This is a genomic window from Marinovum sedimenti, from assembly GCF_054052205.1.
The window spans coordinates 1,516,802-1,534,289 of the sequence record NZ_CM133223.1 but is presented as its reverse complement, the minus strand read 5'-3'; the positions used below and the strand labels follow the sequence as shown (position 1 = coordinate 1,534,289).

Sequence of the window (17,488 nt, the reverse complement as noted above, 5' to 3'; positions counted from 1 at the left end):
GTCCATCACGCCAAACGCCGCGCATTTGGCTGCGCCGTACACCTTGCGTCATCCTTTTGGCGCCAGCAGCTTAAGCGCTGAACGGATCAGCGCCGGGGTCTCGGCCTCGGGGTCTTCTCCTGCGGCCTGCGCCACCGCGCCTGCGGCCTCGCCCGGGCCGTAGCCCAGATTACTGAGCGCTGACAACGCCTCGGCCTGCGCATTGTTCGCCCTTGGCGCGGGTTTGGCCGCCGGGGCAGGGGCCATCGGTTCGATCACCGCATCGCCGGGGTCAGAAACCACCGCCGCTTGCGCGCCACCCATCGCCATCACCGCCGGGGCCTTGTCTTTCAGCTCGTGCACCACGCGCTGCGCCGTTTTCGGGCCGATGCCCTTGGCGGCCTTGATCGCATTGATGTCGCCCAGTGCAATCGCCCGGCTCACGCCATCCGGCCCCAAAGCGCCCTGAATGGCCAATGCGGCCTTCGCGCCCACGCCCTGCACCGTGAGCAGCAGCCGATGCCATTCCTTCTCGACCAGCGAGGGAAAGCCATAGAGCTGCAACAGATCCTCGCGCACGATCATGTCGGTGTACAGCGCCGCCGCCTCACCCGGCCCTGGCAGCGAGGCCAGCGTGCGCTCCGAGCAATAGACCACATAGCCGACGCCGCGCACATCGAGCAGGATGTGATCGTCGCCGCGATAATCGATCCGTCCAGACAGTTTGCCGATCATGACGCCCGCACCTCGCGCAATTGCATCCCCGGAGCGCGCACATAAAACGCATGGGTGATCGCGATGGCCAGCGCGTCGGCGGCATCGGTGCCGGCCAGTTTAACGCCGGGCAGCTGCATCTTCACCATGTGTTCGATCTGTTTCTTGTCAGCGTGACCCACGCCCACCACACATTTCTTAACCTTGTTGGGCGCATATTCACCCACCTCCAGCCCGGCCTGCGCCGGCACCAAAAGCGCGATGCCCCGCGCCTGGCCGAGTTTCAGCGTCGCAACTGCATCCTTGTTCACAAAGGTCTGTTCCACCGCTGCCGTGGTTGGGGCGTAGCGCAGCAGAACCTCGGTCAGTTGGCGGTGCAGCGACAGCAGCCGTATGGCCAGATCGGTGCCGGTCGAGTGACAGATTCCATTCGCCACATGGGACAGTTTGCTGCCAGAAACGTCGATAACGCCCCACCCAAGGTTGCGCAAACCCGGATCAATGCCCAAAACCCGCATGACTGCCCCGCCTTTTTTGCTTTTTCTTGTCGCTAGCACGAAACGAGAACAAAGGCCAAGAGAAACCTGTTTTGCCTATTTTTAAAGCACAGTTTCCGTGCGGCAAGTTTGAGTGGCTCAAAACCGTCCCGCAATGGTCTGGAAGCGACGCTTATGTGCCTTTATTTACAAGTATATCCGAAGCCATTTTCAAGAAAAGAGCTATTCCGAAACTGCATAGGGACTATGCAGATACTGCGCTTGCTCGGGGTCACAATGCCCACTAATTGCGCATTATGAAAACTTTCGCGCCCTAAGGCGCCACAGCCCTAAGGAGCGTCAGAAATGTCCGTTTATGAAAACAGCCACGCACAGATTGCCATTGCTGGCGTTGCCGACCGGATCGGTCGTGTCATCCTCGCAATGATTTCCTCGACCCGCGATTTGATCGATGCGCGCCGGACGCATAAAATGCTGTCCCGCCTGAGCGATGCAGAGCTTAATGACATTGGGTTGGAGCGTGGCGATATCGACCGCGTTTCGCGTCGCCAATACCTCTGAGCACATATCAGACCTGATTTAGAGGCCGCGTCTTTTTGGTAAAGGCGCGGCCTTACTCGTTAAATAAGCGAGTGTAAGTCTATTGAAACCGGTCAGACTTTATGTGCGTGGGGACTGTCCGGGTCTTGCCCGGTCCGGAATACCGGGCCGGGGCACTGGCAAAGAATTAAAGTGGTCCAGACACTGGGTATCGCCCTAGAATAAAGGCGACCAGATTTGTGCAAACATTGATGACACCGGTTCGATCTGCATGGCCCAGGCGGCACCGCGCTCAAACAGCGTTCCGTCGATCAGCAAAGCAAGCCGATCATCATACTGGGCTTGCCCCTGATGGGCGATCAGCACACCTTTGAAGCTGAAGAAGCCAATGGCAATCATCAGCAATCCACGGATCGGTAAAGCGCCAATCCGGTGCTTGGGGCGCTTTTTAATCAAGCCATCCCCATCAATGAAATTAACATGACCGCGCGCAATCTTGCGGTTCTTCTTGGCGATCCGCCGCACGCGCTTGTCGAACTGATAAAATGTCTCCGACATAGCAGCCTCTTGATACCTGGCCCCCACCAGACTCGTAGGCTTTTATGCGATTCAATTGTGGCAGAGTTGGGGCAGATTCCGCCATTTCGCGGAAAATCCCCTTAAAATCATACCGATTTGCGGAGCATTAGTGTGGTCCATTCACCAATCTCTTCGCGATTGGCCAGATTGATACCATTTCGTGCATAAACCTCAATCACCTCATCCGCCTGTTCATTGAGGATTCCGGATAGAATCGCATATCCTTCTGCGCGGATGTATTTCGCCATATCCGGGGCCAGCGCAATCAGCGGCCCCATCAGGATATTGGCAAACACCAGGTCGAAAGGCGCTTTGGCGGTCAGGTCCGCGTGGTCAAATCCAGTGGCCTCAAGGCAGATCACCCGACCCTCGAGGTTATTGGCGCGCACATTGGCCAGCGCCACGTCGACCGCGACCTCATCAATGTCCGAGGCCAGAACCGGCTCGGGCCAGATCCGCGCCGCCGCCATCGCCAACACCGCGGTGCCACAGCCGATGTCGGCCACGCTGTCGCCGACAAACCCGTCTTGCGCCAACCGGTCGAGCGCGCGCAAACAGCCCAGCGTCGTGCCGTGGTGGCCGGTGCCAAAGGCCATCGCCGCCTCGATCAACAGCGGTTCGGCCCCTTCGGGCACCTTGTCGGCGTCATGGCTGCCATAAACAAAGAACCGCCCGGCCTCGACAGGGGCCAGCTCGCGGCGCACCTTGGCGACCCAATCGGTTTCGGGCAGTTCCGAGATCACGAAATCCTTGGCCCCAAAGGCCGCCGTCAACACCGCAAGCGCGGTGTGATCGGGCGACTCGGTGAAATATCCGCCAACTTCCCAAAGGCCCGAGCCGTCTTCCATTTCGAAAACACCGATGCCGGTGGGTTCCGGCTCCAACCGCTCCAATGCGATGCCAAGAGCTTCGGCCTGGTCTTTGCCGGGCAGGGTGGTGAAGGCGGTAAATGTGGGCATGACGGGCCTTTGCGCTGAGGTTTCACGGTCTCTAGCCCGAAGCGCGCGCCAACGCCAGTGGCGCAATCTCGCGCGACTGTGAGCAAGGCGAGTTCGCCTTGGGTGATTCCCGCATAGCGCGCTATACTGCGGGGCATTTGTACCGTAACGAGAGGTTTTTAAGATGTCTTTAACGCTTGATATTCAACAACCCCAGCCCTTCGATCTTGTCGGGTCAGAGATCCTGATCGCCGGAAATGCCACCGCTTTTGAGGGCACGCTCACCGTCAGCGTTTCGGAAGGGCATGACGAATATACCGGCTTTATCAACGTCGGATCGCTGGGTCTGCGCCAGTTTCAGGGCGCGATCTCCATTCCCGACAGTCACAGTTTTCAGCTCAACCGGCTGTTCTTGCGGCTCGCGGATGACACCGGCAACGAAAACGGCCCTGCTGTTGTGATTCCGGTGCTGTTTGGGCCGCGCATCTTGCCGGGCTACGCCGGGTGGCAACCCTATGAGGTGAAAGCCGGTGACACCTTAACCAAGATCGCGCGCGCACAATATGGCACCGCCAACTTCCAGCCGATTGTCGAGGCCAACGCCCATGTGATCACCAACCCGAACCTGATTTTCGCCGGCCAGATCCTGCGCATTCCGCGCAACGATCTCTGAGGCGACAAACTTAACGGGCTGTCCGCACCCGGATGGCCCGCAGAGCGCTTATTCCGCCGGAGCCGGGGCGATGAACCGTGTGAACACGGTCTCATTGCCCGGTGCGGGGTGGCGTGGGATCAGCAGCGCCAGCAGGAACGACGCCGAAGCGATCCCCGCCGCCGCAAAGAACACCGCCCCCGGCGACACCAGCCAAAGATAGCCCAGCCCCGCCGGCAAAAACACCGCCGCGATGTGGTTGATGGTAAAGGCCACCGCCGCCGTCGGGGCGATGTCACCGGGGCTTGCGATCTTTTGGAAATAGGTCTTGAGCGCCAGCGCCAGCGCAAAGAACATGTGATCGATCACATAAAGCGTTGCCGCCAACACCACGCCCCAGCCGAAGTAATAGATGCCGCCATAGGCCAGGAACACCGCAACCAGCCCGGCATATTCAAACAACAGCGTCGCCCGTTCGCCCCAGCGGCCCACGGCGCGGCCCATCAAGGGCGCAAAGATCATATTGGCCACGAGGTTGATCAGAAACAGCGCCGTCACCTCATGCACGGCAAAGCCAAACCGCTCGACCATCATGAAGCCGGCAAAGACCACAAAGATCTGCCGCCGCGCGCCAGCGAGGAATTGCAGCACGTAATACAGCCAATACCGCCGCCGCAGGATCAGCTTTTTGATTTGCGGATTGGGGGCCTCGAACCGGGGATAGGCGAGCATGGCAAACACCGCCAGCGCCGCCGTGACCCCGCCTGAAATCAGATAGACATGGGTATAGGTCAGCCCCAGCGCCTCCCATGTCAGGACGATGGCGACATAGGCCACCAGCGTCGCCGCCGAGCCCGCCGCCATCAAAAGCCCGAGAATCTGCGGTGCCCGGTCTTTGGGCAGCCATTGCAATTGCAGCGACTGGTTGACCGTCTCGTAATAGTGAAAGCCGATTGAGCTCAGCATGGTGATTGTCAGGATGCCCGCCATCGACGGGAAAAACGCCGTCAGCGCCGTCGCCACCCCCAAAAGCACAAGGGACACCAGCCCCAGCACCTGTTCGTGCATGAACATGATCAGCGCGATCACACCAATGGCGAAAAAGCCGGGGATCTCGCGGACGGTGTGCAGCCAGCCGATGTCTGATCCGTCGAAATGCGCGACTTCGATGACGAAGTTGTTGAGCAGTGCCGACCAGGTTGAAAACGCAATCGGCATCGCCGCCGCCATCAAAAACAGCAGCGTCACCGGGCGGCGCCAAAACGGCAGATCGCGGGCAAGATCAAGGGGGAGCATACGTAACATGCAAATCGCATACGCCTGCGTCCTGAGAAAGGCGAGAGGTTCTTGCGCGCAGAACACCCTGCGGCAATGCACAGATCTGGTTTATCCTGTCTGCGAGGGGTGTTAGGGAGGGACATGTTTGACGCTTCTGACATCACCCCGCTCTTCACCCGCTCTGACGGCACCTATCACTTTGCCCGCTGGGGCCGCCCGATTGCGCCGATTGTTTTTGGCGTGACCGAAGGCACCTTGCCGGTGATCAAAGGCGCGATTGAGGCGGTTGTCGCCGTCGCGGGCCACCATATGGCCGAGACCGACCCGGAGCTTGGCAGCAACCTGATGTTCTTCTTTTTCAGCGATTGGGACGAGCTGACAGAGGTGCCCGATCTGGACCGGCTGGTGCCGGATCTTGGCCCGCTGGTGGCACGGCTCAAAGCCGCCGACGCCAACCAATACCGAGTGTTCCGCTTTGATGATAAGGGCGCGATCAAGGCCTGTTTCGTGTTCCTGCGGATGGACGCCGGGCTCGGCGCGATGGCGGCCGAGGATCTGGCGCTCGGGCAGGTGGCACAGGTGATGCTGCTGTGGTCAGACACCGCGTTTTCCAAAGTTTCGCCGCTCGCGCTTGCGGGCGACAAAACGGTGCTGCGGCCCGAAATCGGTGCGGTGATCCGGGCGGCGTATGACCCGATCATGCCCGCCACCGCCAACGATCCGTCCCATGCGCTGCGCATCGCGGCGCGGGCCGGGATGATGCAATAGGCACGCGGCCAAGCGCCGGTTTGTTTCGCGCGCGAAACATTTAGTGTTAACAAAGGGTTAAGGGGGGTCGCCACGCGCAGGACGCATGGCGACGGGGGTTTACTTGTCTTTTTGACCGGGCGCATAGTCCTTGCCATTGGTGCGGCCGTCGCCGTTGCGGTCTTCTCCGACGCTCGAAGAGTAACCGGGCGCGTAATCGCCGCCATTGGCCTGACCGTTGCCGTTGCGGTCTCCGATGTCATCGGGGTTGTCTTTGGCCAACTGGCCCGGAGGGGTGTTGCCGTTGTGCAAGGCAAAGGCGGGGCCGGAAAGCGCCAGAACGCTGAGGGCGATGATAAAGAAAAGCGTAATCTACGCTCTGTTTTTCGGCCCGGTGATGCCCGATCCATCAACAGTGGCGGGGTGCAGCGGGGGATAGTTTCACCCGCGACTCACAAAATTGCGTCAATCCGCCGATATCGCGCCTCAAGGGGGCAAAAGGACAGGAAGGCGGTTTCTTTCGAGAAGAATATCTTTTAGGAACTGAGTGTTGATGATCCAAAAAAGTGCGGGCGACATGACCTCTGATACGTTGACCATCCTCAACACTTATGCGTTGACCGGGTCTGCGGACGCCTTTCGCAGCGCGATTTCCGCGCTCGCCGAACGGGTCGAGCGTGAGGGGCATCACGGCGTTCAGGCCTATCGGTTCTTTGTGAACGAAGCGGCGGGCACCGCGCGTGCAGTGATCGAGTTTGACTCGTCCGAGGCATGGGTGGGCCACCGCGACAAGGCGATGGACTGGCCCGAATATTCCGCTCTGAATGCCGTGGCAGAGCTGGAAGAGGTGACGTTTCTTGGCACGCTCTCGCTTGAGATTTCCGATTGGATGAAGGCTTCGGGCCTGACGGCGGATATCCGGGCGGGCTTTGAATACGCCGCCGGATTTCACCGCCAAGCCCCTTCGCATTTCGCCCCAGCCAGACCCCTCTAACGCCTTGAGATTGTTTGTATCTGTCGGCGTTATCCGGGTCGGATAAAACGCGACTTGGGTTTTGCGCTGCTCGGCTTACGCCGCCGCCTCTGCGATGGTTTCCTGATCCGCAATCGGCCATTCCACCATCAAATCCTTGAGCAGCGGAAAGGCCGTGTGCATCCGCTCCATCTGATCGGCCTGCACGATGTCATCGGAGTACTGCGCGCGGCTGTCGTTGGTGTCGTGGACCGCGCGGATATAGCTTGGCGTGGGGGAATAGATCACCCTGACAGGACGGCGCGCGAGAATTTTCTTATGCGCAATTCCAAAGGGTTGATAGCGTGACCCGGTCGGCGCGGTGACAGCAAGGCCAAGGTTGGTTGCGGCGTTGAGCCGGTGGCGCAGCGACATCTTGCCATCGTTGAACACCGCCGAAACGCCGCGTGCATGGGAAATGAAGCAATACTCCTCTCCCGGCGCGCGCAGCTTTTTTGCAGCCGTCGCCTCGGCCCGCAGCTTGGCGGTGAAATCGGCCGATACGGCGTCGTCGTCATCAAGCACGATTTGCGTGCTCCAGGGGTCGCGGGCAAAGGCCTCTTTGCGGTATTGGTTAAAGCAGGTGCCGGTGCTGTCGGGCGCGCGCGCGATCACATGCGCCCGGTCGCCCAGCGTATCGCCGCACACCTGTTTGAGGCGGGCCATATGCCGCTCGGGCAGGTCTTCGGCAGTGAGAACGATCAGCCCGAAATCGCCATCAGTCTGGTCGGCCAGCGAGCGCAGGGCGATCTTTTCAAGGAAGTAGTGGCGGGCGTCGAGGCGGCCCTCGTCGAACAGTTGGGCCTTGTCGGTGCTCGCGGCGGATTTCCAGCCGGACTGGCCAAAATAGGAATAACGCATTTCGTAAATCATATGCATGGGGCGGCCCTTTTGCGCAAAAGCATACCGCGATTTTTACGGTGGCGTCGGGGTTTAACCAAGAGGATTCGCGCAAACCGCCCCGCTTGCGCCTTGGCTCTGTTGCTGATTTGACAGGGGGGCGGCGTCAGCAGGAGCAAGCGATGAGTCACAAGTTTCAGTGCCGGGTCTATTATGAAGACACCGATATGGCGGGGATCGTTTATCACGCCAATTTCCTGAAGTTCATCGAGCGGGCGCGCAGCGAATGGGTCGCCTCGCGCGGGATTGACCAGCGGGTGATGAAAGAGCGCGACGGGCAGGCCTTTGTGGTACGGCGGATCGAGTGTGATTACCTTAGTCCCGGCCATTATGGCGATGATCTTGAGGTGGAAACCACCACAGATCAGATGACGGGCGCGCGCATGGTGCTGCGCCAGGTGGTGCGCTGCGCTGGCGCGGTGCTGTTTGAGGCGCTGGTGACGGTGGTGTTGCTGGGGCCTGCGGGCCAGCCTTTGCGGCTTCCGCCCGAGATCCGGCGCAACATGCACTAGGGCGCGCGGCCAAGGTTTCGCGATGTTTCAATCCTGTGGCGGTTATCCGCCACACCCCGGCCCAAACCGGTGACAAACCGCTTTAGATAACGCCTTCGTGTTGGCGTTTCCCCTTTCTTTCCGCTAGTCTTAGGCGCAATCGGGCGGCACAGAACCGGCCATAACAAAGAGCAGTTTGATGGAAACAGAGACCCTAGCGCTCGCACAGGAGATCGATTTCTCTATGTGGGGCCTTTTCGCGCGTGCCACCCTGACGGTGAAGCTGGTGATGGTCGCTCTGATCGTGGCGAGCTTCTGGTCGTGGTCGATTATCGTGTTCAATCTGGTGACGTATCGCCGGGCCCGCCGCGAGGCGCGCCGGTTTGATCGGGCGTTCTGGTCAGGTGAGCCGCTTGACGAGTTGTTCGAGCAGATGGGGCCAGAGCCCAAGGGCCGGTCGCAAAAGGTGTTTGCCGCCGGGATGCTGGAATGGCGCCGGTCGCACCGCGAGGACGGCGGGCTGATCCCCGGCGCACAGGCGCGGATTGACCGGTCGATGAATGTGGCGATTGCCGCGGTGAGTGACGAGCTGCAAAAGGGGCTGAGCGTGCTGGCCACCGTCGGCTCGACCGCGCCGTTTGTCGGGCTGTTCGGCACGGTCTGGGGCATCATGAACGCCTTTATCGAGATTGCAGAGCAACAGAACACTTCGCTGGCCGTTGTGGCACCGGGGATTGCCGAGGCGCTTATGGCGACGGGTCTGGGTCTGTTGGCCGCTATTCCGGCGGTGATTTTCTATAACAAGCTGAGTGCGGATTCGGATCGTATCCTGTCGGGGTACGAAAGCTTTGCCGATGAGTTCGCCACCATTCTCAGCCGCCAGTTGGATAGCTAGGCCGTCATGCCCGCAAGTCGCCCCCAAGCCCCGAATGCCTTTGCCGCGCAAACGCGGCCTCGGGGCGTGGCGGCGATACATTTCTTTCAAGCTGAGCGAGGCAGGACGTAAATGGGCGCGCATATCGTCAAATCCGGATCGGGTGGCGGGGGCCGGCGTCGCCGCAGGGGCGGGGCCAAGCCGATGTCCGAAATCAACGTCACGCCGTTTGTCGACGTGATGCTGGTGCTCTTGATCATCTTTATGGTGTCGGCCCCGTTGCTGACTGTGGGCGTGCCGGTGGAGCTGCCGAAAACTGCCGCCAGCGCGCTGGCGAGCGAGGCCGAAGAGCCGCTGACCGTGACCCTGACCGCCGACAACCGCATTCTGATCCAGACCACCGAGACCGCCTCGGATGAGCTGATTGGCAAGCTGCGCGCGATTGCCGAGGAGCGCACCGGCGACCGGGTGTTCCTGCGGGCTGATGGCGCCGTGTCTTATGCGCAGGTGATGGAGATCATGGGCGCGCTGAATGCTGGCGGCTTTTCCAACATCGGGCTGGTGACAGACACCGGGGGTCCGCGGCTTGATGGCCGGGACGAAGGCTAGGCCGGGTCCGCGGTGACAGATTTCGCAGATATCAACGAGACAGGTAGCGATACTTGCAGAGACACTGGCAGACGTGCGCACATTGGCCACTATGTGTCCGGTGCCGCGCATGTCGGGCTGATCGGCTGGCTGTTGCTGGGACCGCTGTTCGAGGTCGAGCCGCTGCCATTTGACGTCACCAATGTCAGCACGGTGAGCGAAGAAGAATACGCGGCTTTGGTCGCGGCATCCTCGCCGCTGGACCCTGCGCCAGAGGCGGTGCCCGAGGTTGCCCCGGTTGCCCCGGCCGAGCCGTTGGTGCCCGACACGGCAGAGGCCCCGCCGCCTGCGCCGGTCGAAGAGACCCCCGCGCCGCAGACGCCGACGCCACAGGAAACCGCCCCCGCGCCAGAGCCTGAGAGCCTGCCGGATATGCCGCCGCCGCCCGCGCCACCCGCTCCGCCCGAGGATACCGCGCCACCCGAGCCGGCCCCGCCGGCCAATGAGGATGTGGCGGTAGTGCTGCCCGAGGTTTCGCCGGTGCCGCGTCCGCGCCCTGCGCCGCGCGTTGCGCCCGAACCGGTCGCGCCCTCTGAGCCGGATGTTCAGATCGAGGACACCACGCAAGATGCGGTGGTGCCTGACGAGACCGTGCAAGCCCCCGATCCACAGCCCGAGCAAGAGGCGACGGCGCAGGAAGAGGCGACCGACGAGATTGTGACCGAGGCCGACGATTTACCGTCGGGCGCGCCCGAGGTATCGGTGCGCCCCCGGACACGGCCCGCCGCGCCGCCGACACCGGTGCAACCGGAAAAACCGGCGGAAACTGTCACCACCGAAGCGCCGAAACCGACCCCGACACCGACTCCGGCCCCAACACCCGCGCCCACACCGGACGCCACCAAAGACGCGGTGGCCGATGCTTTGGCCGAGGCGCTTGGCGGCGCAGCGGCCGCGCCAACGCCATCGCCCGCCGTGCCCAGCGGCCCGCCGCTGACCGGCGGCGAACGCGAGGCGCTGCGGGTGGCGGTGCAACAGTGCTGGCTGGTCGATGTCGGCTCAGCGGCGGCACGGGTGACGGTGGTTGTCTCGATGGATATGGAAGAAAACGGACGGGTCGTGGCCAGCTCGATCCGCATGACCGGCAGCAATGGCGGCGACGCCGGAGCCGCCGAAGTGGCCTTTCAGGCCGCAAGACGCGCGATTATCCGCTGTCAGAAGGACGGCTATAACCTGCCTGTCGACAAATACGGCCAATGGCGGCAGATCGAAATGACATTCAATCCCGAGAATGTTGGGAGATAAGTATGAAGCACCGAGTATCCACCTTTCTGGCGGCGATTTTCGCGGCACTCACCCTGGGCCTTGCGGCCCATGCCCAAAGCGGCCCCCTTCGGATTGAGATCACCGAAGGCGTGGTTGAACCGCTGCCCTTTGCGGCCCCCGGCTTTATCGCGGAAAGCACCGGTGCCGAAGAATGGGGCGCGCGGCTGGCGCAGGTTGTGGCCGATGATCTGGCCGGCACCGGCCTGTTTCGCCAAATCGCGCAGGATGCCTTTATCTCGCGCCCGACAAGCTTTGCCGCGCCGGTGCAATATGCCGACTGGAAAGCAATCAACGCGCAGGCGCTGATCATGGGCGCGGTGGCGGTGTCGGACGGTGGCCAGCTGACGGTGAAATTCCGGGTCTACGATGTGTTCTCGGGGCAGGAGCTTGGCAAAGGGTTGCAGTTTCAGGGCACCACGGATGGCTGGCGGCGGATGTCGCACAAGGTGGCGGATGCGGTCTATAGCCGGATCACCGGCGAGAGCGGCTATTTCGACAGCCGGGTGGTTTTTGTGTCCGAGACCGGACCAAAGAACGACCGCAAGAAGCGGCTGGCGATCATGGATTACGATGGCGCGAATGTGCAGTATCTGACTGACAGTTCGTCGATTGTTCTGGCCCCGCGGTTCTCGCCCACCGGCGACCGGGTGCTCTATACCTCTTATGCCACCGGTTTTCCGCGCATCCATGTGCTTGACGTGGGCAATACGCAGAGCCGTATTCTTGAGACGCAGACCGATGCGATGTCCTTTGCGCCGCGCTTTGCGCCCAATGGGCAGACGGCGGTGTTTTCGCTCAACGAAGGCTCGAACACCGATATTTTCCTGATGGATCTCGTTTCGGGCGGCACGCAGCGGCTGACCAACACCCCGGCGATTGAGACTGCGCCGTCGTATAGCCCCGATGGCAGCCGGATCGTGTTTGAAAGCGATAGGTCAGGCAGCCAGCAGCTTTATATCATGCCGTCGAGTGGCGGTGAGGCGCAGCGGATTTCCTTTGGCGCGGGCCGCTATGGCACGCCGGTCTGGTCGCCGCGCGGCGATCTGATTGCCTTTACCAAGCAGCACAAAGGCCGGTTCCACATTGGCGTGATGCGCACCGATGGCAGCGAAGAACGGCTGCTGACGGCCTCGTTCCTTGATGAAGGTCCGACATGGGCGCCCAATGGCCGGGTGATCATGTTCACCCGCGAAACCCAAGGGGCAAGCGGGCAGGCGGGGCTGTATTCGGTCGATGTGTCCGGGCGCAATCTCAAGCGGGTGCGCACACCCGAGGCGGCCTCGGACCCGAGCTGGGGACCGTTGCAGTGAGCCGGTTGACTGGGGCGGTCACTGGGACGGTGACTGGCCAAGTGACTGGCCCAATGACTGGGGCAATAATGATGGGAAGCCGGTTTGGCTTGTGCTAGGCTGGTGGATAACAATGGCGAAATGCCAGATGGCGGAGCAGTGTAAGGTTTAATCATGAAACATCTCAGCAAGATTGCGCTTCTCGTGGGCGCGCTGGCCATTTCGGCCTGTACCAATGCCGACCGGTTTGCAGACGGCGGTGCCACAAGTGGCACAGGCGTCGGGTCGGGCACGGGGGCCGGTGGTGGGGCGTACGGCGATCCGTCGAGCCCGACATATTTCCAACAGGCCATCGGCGATCGGGTGCTGTTTCTGGTCGATCAATCCTCGCTGACGGCTGAGGCGCGCGAGACGTTGAACAAGCAGGCACAATGGCTGGCCACCAACTCGGATTACGTTGCTGTGATCGAAGGCCACGCCGACGAGCAGGGCACGCGGGAATACAACCTCGCGCTGGGTGGACGTCGTGCCAATGCGGTGCGGGAATATCTGATGTCGCAGGGTGTGTCGGCGAGCCGGCTGCGCTTTGTCACCTATGGCAAGGAACGCCCGATCGAGATTTGTTCGGAAGAGGCCTGTTACGCCAAGAACCGCCGCGCGGTGACGGTGATTGCAGGCGGCGCTGTCAGCTGACGCGCCCAAAAAGGTAGGTGATGACGATGCGTTTTCTTGTGATCTTCGGGTTTGTTCTGTCGCTGCCGCTGACTGTGGCGGCGCAGGACAACACTGGCACGCTGGCCGATATCCGGCAGGATCTGGTGCTGTTGAACGTCGAGATGCAGCGGCTGCGGCGCGAATTGTCAACCACCGGCGGCAGCGATGTCGCGGTGATTGGCGGCACCTTGCTGGACCGGGTCGATGTGATCGAATCCGAGCTGAGCCGGGTGACGCGCAAGACCGAAGAGCTTGAGCATCGCATCAATACCATCGTGACCGATGGCACCAACCGGATTGGCGATCTTGAGTTTCGGCTGGTCGAGCTGGAAGGCGGCGACGTTGGGGCGCTTGGCGATACCACGACGCTGGGGGGGGTGACGTCGGATGTGACCGCGCCTGCCGCGCCGATGCCGGTGGCCCCGCCTGCGGGCGAAGGGCCGGAACTTGCGATGAGCGAAGAAGAGGATTTCCGGCGGGCGCAGGAGGCGCTCGCCTCGGGTGACTTTCGCGGCGCCGCGGACCTCTTTGCGACCTTCAATGCGACCTATCCGGGCGGACCGCTAGGCCCCGCCGCTGCCTTGGGGCAGGGTAAGGCCTTGGAAGAATTGGGCGATCTGAAGGCCGCAGCGCGTGCCTATCTGGATGGCTATTCGATGGACCCCGAGGGCAATGCCGCGTCCTCGGCGCTGTTGCAGCTGGGGCGGACGCTGGGCAATCTTGGCCAGACCGATGCCGCCTGTCAGACCCTTGGCCAGATCGAGATGAAGTTTCCGGCGTCGGTGGACCTGTTCGAAGCGCAATCCGAGATGGCGGTTCTTGGCTGTAGCTAGGGGCTTCTAGCTAGCGGCCTGTGGCGGGGATGGTTTTGGGGGCTCTGCCCCCGTCCTTTCAGGACTCCCCCGCGGTATTTTTAAACAGAAGAAGTATTGGACCTGTGCTGCGATGACGGGCTTCAGTCTTGAACGTCACTTTGCAGAGGCGATGGGCGCGCTTTTGGGCCCTGCGTTTCCCGAGGATATCGGGTTGGCGGTGTCGGGCGGTGGCGACAGCATGGCGATGCTGACCTTGGCGCACAACTGGACGCGGGATTTTGGCGTTCGGCTGTGGGTGGTGACGATTGACCATGGATTGCGGGCGGAGAGCCGGGCCGAGGCGGCGTTTGTTGCGCGTGAATGTGCCGCTTTGGGGCATCCGCATTCGGTTGTGACCTGGTCGGATTGGGACGGTAGCGGAAACCTGCAAGAGGCGGCGCGGGCGGCGCGATTGCAGTTGATTGACGGCTGGCGCGGGCGGGTGCGGCATGTGTTGATGGCGCATACCGCCGACGATCAGGCCGAGACGTTCTTGATGCGATTGGCGCGGGGCTCGGGTGTGGATGGCTTGGCGGCGATGCAGGCGCAGCGGTTTGTGGCGCGCTCGGGTGCTGTGTTTGAGGGGGCGGGTGCGCCGCCGCGCGCGGCTGTGCCGGACGACGGGTTCTGGGTGATGCGGCCTTTGCTTGAGGCGCGGCGCGCGGATCTGCGGCATTACCTGACGGTGCTGAAGGGCCATTGGGTGGACGATCCGAGCAACGAGGATGTGAGGTTTGACCGGGTGCGGATGCGGCAGGCGTTGGAGGTGTTGGCGCCCTTGGGCCTTGACGTTTCGACCCTCGCGCAGACGGCGGCGCGGATGGCGCGGGCGCGCACAGCGCTTAGGCAGCGGGCGGTTGAGGCAGCCGGCGACGTGGTGCGGGCGCAATTTTGCGACCTGTTGTATGATCGCGATCGGCTGGCGGCGCTGGACGCGGAGACGCGGTTGCGCCTGTTGGCCGCCGGGCTGCAATATGTCGGGGCGCAGGTTTATCGTCCGCGTGCCAAGGCGCTGGCGGATGCAGCGGAGCGGGTGATGTCGGGGGGCACGGCCACGCTGCATGGCTGCCTGATCCGGGCCGAGACGGCCAATATCCGGATTTGCCGCGAATATGGTGCGGTTGCGGCGGCGGCGGCACCTGTGGGCGCGCTTTGGGACAATCGGGTGCAAATCACCGGCGCTTTGGTGGCGGGATATGAGGTGCGCGCCTTGTCTGAGGCGGGGGCGGGGCAATTGGCGAAACGGCCCGAAGGCCTGCCGTTTCAGAGCCTTGTGGCGCAGCCGGCGGTGTTTGACGGCGCGCGTTTGGTGGCCTTTGCGCCCGCCGGTTTCGGGCCTCACTACGAGATCGACGTCTGTGCCGGGCAGGGTGGCTTTGCCGCATTCCTTGCGATCCATTGAATGTGCTGCACAAACCCCTATTTTTCACTGTAAGGGCGCGCTATAGAGCGGGCCAAACCCAACCTTCGGGAGAAATTTCTTGGGCAACATGCGAAACATCGCTTTCTGGGTCGTGCTTTTCGTCCTGATCCTGACGCTTTTCAATCTGTTCTCCGGCGGCAGCACCACGCTGCAAAGCCAGAGCACGCCGTATTCCGATTTCATCTCGTTGGTTGAAGAGGACAAGATTTCCTCGGCCACCATCGACGGCGAAACCATCCGGTATCGTGGTAAAGATGGCCGCGATTACGTGACCATCCGGCCCGAAGATGCCGAGGTGACCCAGGTTCTGATCAACAATGGCGTGTCGGTGAACGCCGAATTGCAAGAGCAATCGGGCTTTCAGTCGTTTATCCTGAGCCTGCTGCCCTTCCTGCTGCTGATCGGTGTCTGGATCTATTTCATGAACCGGATGCAGGGTGGCGGCAAAGGCGGTGCGATGGGCTTTGGCAAATCCAAAGCCAAGATGCTGACCGAGAAACATGGCCGGGTGACGTTTGACGATGTGGCCGGCATCGACGAAGCCAAGGAAGAGCTCGAAGAGATCGTTGAATTCCTGCGCAACCCGCAGAAATTCTCGCGTCTGGGCGGCAAAATCCCCAAAGGCGCGTTGCTTGTGGGCCCTCCGGGCACTGGTAAAACCCTGCTGGCACGGGCGATTGCGGGTGAGGCGGGTGTGCCGTTCTTCACCATCTCGGGGTCTGACTTCGTTGAGATGTTCGTGGGCGTCGGTGCATCGCGGGTGCGCGACATGTTTGAGCAGGCCAAGAAGAACGCACCGTGCATCGTGTTTATCGATGAGATCGACGCTGTTGGTCGCCATCGTGGTGCGGGCTATGGCGGCGGTAACGATGAGCGTGAACAGACGCTCAACCAGTTGCTGGTCGAGATGGACGGTTTTGAGGCCAATGAAGGCGTGATCATCATTGCCGCGACCAACCGTAAGGATGTGCTCGATCCGGCTCTGCTGCGTCCGGGCCGGTTTGACCGTCAGGTGACGGTGCCGAATCCCGACATCAAAGGCCGCGAGAAAATCCTTAACGTGCACGCGCGCAAGATCCCCCTCGGCCCCGATGCCGACATGCGGATCATCGCACGCGGGACGCCGGGCTTTTCCGGTGCGGATCTGGCAAACTTGGTGAACGAAGCGGCGCTTATGGCAGCGCGGGTCGGGCGGCGGTTTGTCGTGATGGAAGACTTTGAGAACGCCAAGGACAAGGTGATGATGGGCGCTGAGCGTCGGTCGATGGTCTTGACCGATGAGCAGAAGGAAAAGACCGCCTATCACGAAGCGGGGCACGCCGTTGTTGGCCTGTCGCTGCCGCAGTGTGACCCGGTCTATAAGGCGACGATCATCCCGCGCGGTGGTGCGCTGGGTATGGTGGTGTCGCTGCCCGAGATCGACCGTCTGAACTGGCATCGCAGCGAATGCGAAGAAAAGCTGGCGATGACGATGGCGGGCAAGGCGGCCGAGATCATCAAATACGGCGAAGACAATGTGTCGAACGGCCCGGCGGGTGACATTCAGCAAGCCAGCGCTTTGGCGCGGGCGATGGTGCTGCGCTGGGGCATGTCCGACAAGGTTGGCAACATTGACTATTCCGAAGCGCATGAAGGCTATAGCGGCAACACCGCCGGTCTGTCGGTTTCGGCGCACACCAAGGAGCTGATCGAGGAAGAGGTGAAACGCTTCATTCAGGATGCTTATGATGTGGCCTTCCGGATCCTGACCGAGAAGAAAGCGGAATGGGACCGTCTGGCGCAGGGGCTGCTGGAATACGAAACGCTGACTGGCGAAGAGATTGCCCGTGTCATGCGCGGCGAGCCGCCCCAGATGGATGAAGACGAGGATGACACGCCTGATCAGGGCAACGCGCCTTCGGTGACGGCAATTCCGAAGACCAAACCCAAGTCAAAGCCTTCGGGCGACATGGAGCCGGAACCGTCGGCGTAACGCTTTCAACGGTGCGACAAAACAGAAACCCCGGGGCATAACGCGCCGGGGTTTTTTCGTGGTGAGGGTGCGGATTTGTGAACAAATCCGGACACAATCCATCAATGGATTGTGCTGCGCG

20 protein-coding genes are annotated in these 17,488 nt (G+C 61.6%); 13 read left to right on the top strand and 7 right to left on the bottom strand.

What is annotated here, in order from left to right:
* Window positions 1–48: 48 nt before the first annotated feature.
* Window positions 49–714 (bottom strand): Holliday junction branch migration protein RuvA, encoded by a 666-nt coding sequence (gene ruvA / locus ACW9UO_RS07350; protein ID WP_457088314.1) that lies wholly within the window; start codon window positions 712–714, stop codon window positions 49–51.
* Window positions 711–1,211 (bottom strand): crossover junction endodeoxyribonuclease RuvC, encoded by a 501-nt coding sequence (gene ruvC, locus ACW9UO_RS07345; RefSeq protein WP_457088313.1) that lies wholly within the window; start codon window positions 1,209–1,211, stop codon window positions 711–713. The genes ruvA and ruvC overlap by 4 nt, the downstream gene beginning before the upstream one ends.
* 324 nt (window positions 1,212–1,535) lie before the next feature.
* Here ruvC and ACW9UO_RS07340 point away from each other — a divergent pair, with 324 nt between their 5' ends.
* Window positions 1,536–1,751, top strand: a complete 216-nt coding sequence (locus ACW9UO_RS07340) for a DUF1127 domain-containing protein (protein WP_457088312.1) — start codon at window positions 1,536–1,538, stop codon at window positions 1,749–1,751.
* A gap of 195 nt (window positions 1,752–1,946) precedes the next feature.
* On the opposite strand, the gene ACW9UO_RS07335 is transcribed toward ACW9UO_RS07340, so the two are convergent.
* Both ACW9UO_RS07335 and ACW9UO_RS07330 read right to left on the bottom strand, forming a co-directional pair.
* The gene (locus tag ACW9UO_RS07335; protein WP_457088311.1) at window positions 1,947–2,288 is read right to left on the bottom strand and encodes a hypothetical protein; all 342 of its coding nucleotides are present in this window, start codon (window positions 2,286–2,288) and stop codon (window positions 1,947–1,949) included.
* Window positions 2,289–2,395: 107 nt separating this feature from the next.
* Entirely contained in the window at window positions 2,396–3,268 is an 873-nt protein-coding gene (locus ACW9UO_RS07330; protein ID WP_457088310.1) for a 50S ribosomal protein L11 methyltransferase, read from the bottom strand.
* A gap of 163 nt (window positions 3,269–3,431) precedes the next feature.
* Here ACW9UO_RS07330 and ACW9UO_RS07325 point away from each other — a divergent pair, with 163 nt between their 5' ends.
* On the top strand, window positions 3,432–3,920 hold the full coding sequence (locus ACW9UO_RS07325; protein WP_457088309.1) for a LysM peptidoglycan-binding domain-containing protein: 489 nt from the start codon (window positions 3,432–3,434) through the stop codon (window positions 3,918–3,920).
* A gap of 48 nt (window positions 3,921–3,968) precedes the next feature.
* On the opposite strand, the gene ACW9UO_RS07320 is transcribed toward ACW9UO_RS07325, so the two are convergent.
* The gene (locus ACW9UO_RS07320; protein WP_457088308.1) at window positions 3,969–5,204 is read right to left on the bottom strand and encodes an MFS transporter; all 1,236 of its coding nucleotides are present in this window, start codon (window positions 5,202–5,204) and stop codon (window positions 3,969–3,971) included.
* A 114-nt stretch (window positions 5,205–5,318) separates the two neighbouring features.
* Between ACW9UO_RS07320 and ACW9UO_RS07315 the strand changes: the two genes are divergently transcribed.
* Window positions 5,319–5,945, top strand: coding sequence for a hypothetical protein (locus ACW9UO_RS07315; protein ID WP_457088307.1), 627 nt, complete (start codon window positions 5,319–5,321; stop codon window positions 5,943–5,945).
* 99 nt (window positions 5,946–6,044) lie between these two features.
* Here ACW9UO_RS07315 and ACW9UO_RS07310 read toward each other — a convergent pair whose 3' ends face one another.
* Window positions 6,045–6,206: a hypothetical protein gene (locus tag ACW9UO_RS07310; RefSeq protein ID WP_457088306.1), complete on the bottom strand. Its 162-nt coding sequence runs from the start codon at window positions 6,204–6,206 to the stop codon at window positions 6,045–6,047.
* A 271-nt stretch (window positions 6,207–6,477) separates the two neighbouring features.
* Between ACW9UO_RS07310 and ACW9UO_RS07305 the strand changes: the two genes are divergently transcribed.
* Window positions 6,478–6,918, top strand: a complete 441-nt coding sequence (locus ACW9UO_RS07305) for a hypothetical protein (RefSeq protein WP_457088305.1) — start codon at window positions 6,478–6,480, stop codon at window positions 6,916–6,918.
* 75 nt (window positions 6,919–6,993) lie between these two features.
* On the opposite strand, the gene ACW9UO_RS07300 is transcribed toward ACW9UO_RS07305, so the two are convergent.
* Window positions 6,994–7,815: a glycosyltransferase gene (locus tag ACW9UO_RS07300; RefSeq protein ID WP_457088304.1), complete on the bottom strand. Its 822-nt coding sequence runs from the start codon at window positions 7,813–7,815 to the stop codon at window positions 6,994–6,996.
* 143 nt (window positions 7,816–7,958) lie between these two features.
* Between ACW9UO_RS07300 and ACW9UO_RS07295 the strand changes: the two genes are divergently transcribed.
* The 9 genes from ACW9UO_RS07295 to ftsH all read left to right on the top strand — a co-directional run bounded on the left by ACW9UO_RS07295 (window position 7,959) and on the right by ftsH (window position 17,367).
* Window positions 7,959–8,348: a YbgC/FadM family acyl-CoA thioesterase gene (locus ACW9UO_RS07295; protein WP_457088303.1), complete on the top strand. Its 390-nt coding sequence runs from the start codon at window positions 7,959–7,961 to the stop codon at window positions 8,346–8,348.
* A 178-nt stretch (window positions 8,349–8,526) separates the two neighbouring features.
* Window positions 8,527–9,222: a protein TolQ gene (gene tolQ, locus ACW9UO_RS07290; protein ID WP_457088302.1), complete on the top strand. Its 696-nt coding sequence runs from the start codon at window positions 8,527–8,529 to the stop codon at window positions 9,220–9,222.
* A gap of 111 nt (window positions 9,223–9,333) precedes the next feature.
* Window positions 9,334–9,810 (top strand): protein TolR, encoded by a 477-nt coding sequence (gene tolR, locus ACW9UO_RS07285; RefSeq protein WP_457088301.1) that lies wholly within the window; start codon window positions 9,334–9,336, stop codon window positions 9,808–9,810.
* A 93-nt stretch (window positions 9,811–9,903) separates the two neighbouring features.
* A complete protein-coding gene (locus ACW9UO_RS07280) occupies window positions 9,904–11,094 on the top strand; it encodes a cell envelope biogenesis protein TolA (protein ID WP_457088300.1) in 1,191 nt (396 codons plus the stop codon).
* On the top strand, window positions 11,091–12,425 hold the full coding sequence (gene tolB, locus ACW9UO_RS07275; protein WP_457088619.1) for a Tol-Pal system beta propeller repeat protein TolB: 1,335 nt from the start codon (window positions 11,091–11,093) through the stop codon (window positions 12,423–12,425). Before ACW9UO_RS07280 ends, tolB begins: the two co-directional genes overlap by 4 nt.
* Before the next feature lie 153 nt (window positions 12,426–12,578).
* Entirely contained in the window at window positions 12,579–13,097 is a 519-nt protein-coding gene (gene pal, locus ACW9UO_RS07270) for a peptidoglycan-associated lipoprotein Pal (RefSeq protein ID WP_457088299.1), read from the top strand.
* A gap of 20 nt (window positions 13,098–13,117) precedes the next feature.
* Complete coding sequence (locus ACW9UO_RS07265) at window positions 13,118–13,951, top strand: tetratricopeptide repeat protein (protein ID WP_457088298.1); 834 nt, start codon at window positions 13,118–13,120, stop codon at window positions 13,949–13,951.
* A gap of 112 nt (window positions 13,952–14,063) precedes the next feature.
* Window positions 14,064–15,374 (top strand): tRNA lysidine(34) synthetase TilS, encoded by a 1,311-nt coding sequence (gene tilS, locus ACW9UO_RS07260; protein WP_457088297.1) that lies wholly within the window; start codon window positions 14,064–14,066, stop codon window positions 15,372–15,374.
* Between the two features lie 79 nt (window positions 15,375–15,453).
* A complete protein-coding gene (gene ftsH / locus ACW9UO_RS07255) occupies window positions 15,454–17,367 on the top strand; it encodes an ATP-dependent zinc metalloprotease FtsH (RefSeq protein ID WP_457088296.1) in 1,914 nt (637 codons plus the stop codon).
* Window positions 17,368–17,488: the final 121 nt, after the last annotated feature.

Coding starts and splice junctions, on each gene's coding strand:
- ruvA (WP_457088314.1), bottom strand. CDS start 714: ATGATCGGCAAACTGTCTGGACGGATCGATTATCGCGGCGACGATCAC.
- ruvC (WP_457088313.1), bottom strand. CDS start 1,211: ATGCGGGTTTTGGGCATTGATCCGGGTTTGCGCAACCTTGGGTGGGGC.
- ACW9UO_RS07340 (WP_457088312.1), top strand. CDS start 1,536: ATGTCCGTTTATGAAAACAGCCACGCACAGATTGCCATTGCTGGCGTT.
- ACW9UO_RS07335 (WP_457088311.1), bottom strand. CDS start 2,288: ATGTCGGAGACATTTTATCAGTTCGACAAGCGCGTGCGGCGGATCGCC.
- ACW9UO_RS07330 (WP_457088310.1), bottom strand. CDS start 3,268: ATGCCCACATTTACCGCCTTCACCACCCTGCCCGGCAAAGACCAGGCC.
- ACW9UO_RS07325 (WP_457088309.1), top strand. CDS start 3,432: ATGTCTTTAACGCTTGATATTCAACAACCCCAGCCCTTCGATCTTGTC.
- ACW9UO_RS07320 (WP_457088308.1), bottom strand. CDS start 5,204: ATGTTACGTATGCTCCCCCTTGATCTTGCCCGCGATCTGCCGTTTTGG.
- ACW9UO_RS07315 (WP_457088307.1), top strand. CDS start 5,319: ATGTTTGACGCTTCTGACATCACCCCGCTCTTCACCCGCTCTGACGGC.
- ACW9UO_RS07305 (WP_457088305.1), top strand. CDS start 6,478: ATGATCCAAAAAAGTGCGGGCGACATGACCTCTGATACGTTGACCATC.
- ACW9UO_RS07300 (WP_457088304.1), bottom strand. CDS start 7,815: ATGCATATGATTTACGAAATGCGTTATTCCTATTTTGGCCAGTCCGGC.
- ACW9UO_RS07295 (WP_457088303.1), top strand. CDS start 7,959: ATGAGTCACAAGTTTCAGTGCCGGGTCTATTATGAAGACACCGATATG.
- tolQ (WP_457088302.1), top strand. CDS start 8,527: ATGGAAACAGAGACCCTAGCGCTCGCACAGGAGATCGATTTCTCTATG.
- tolR (WP_457088301.1), top strand. CDS start 9,334: ATGGGCGCGCATATCGTCAAATCCGGATCGGGTGGCGGGGGCCGGCGT.
- pal (WP_457088299.1), top strand. CDS start 12,579: ATGAAACATCTCAGCAAGATTGCGCTTCTCGTGGGCGCGCTGGCCATT.
- ACW9UO_RS07265 (WP_457088298.1), top strand. CDS start 13,118: ATGACGATGCGTTTTCTTGTGATCTTCGGGTTTGTTCTGTCGCTGCCG.
- tilS (WP_457088297.1), top strand. CDS start 14,064: ATGACGGGCTTCAGTCTTGAACGTCACTTTGCAGAGGCGATGGGCGCG.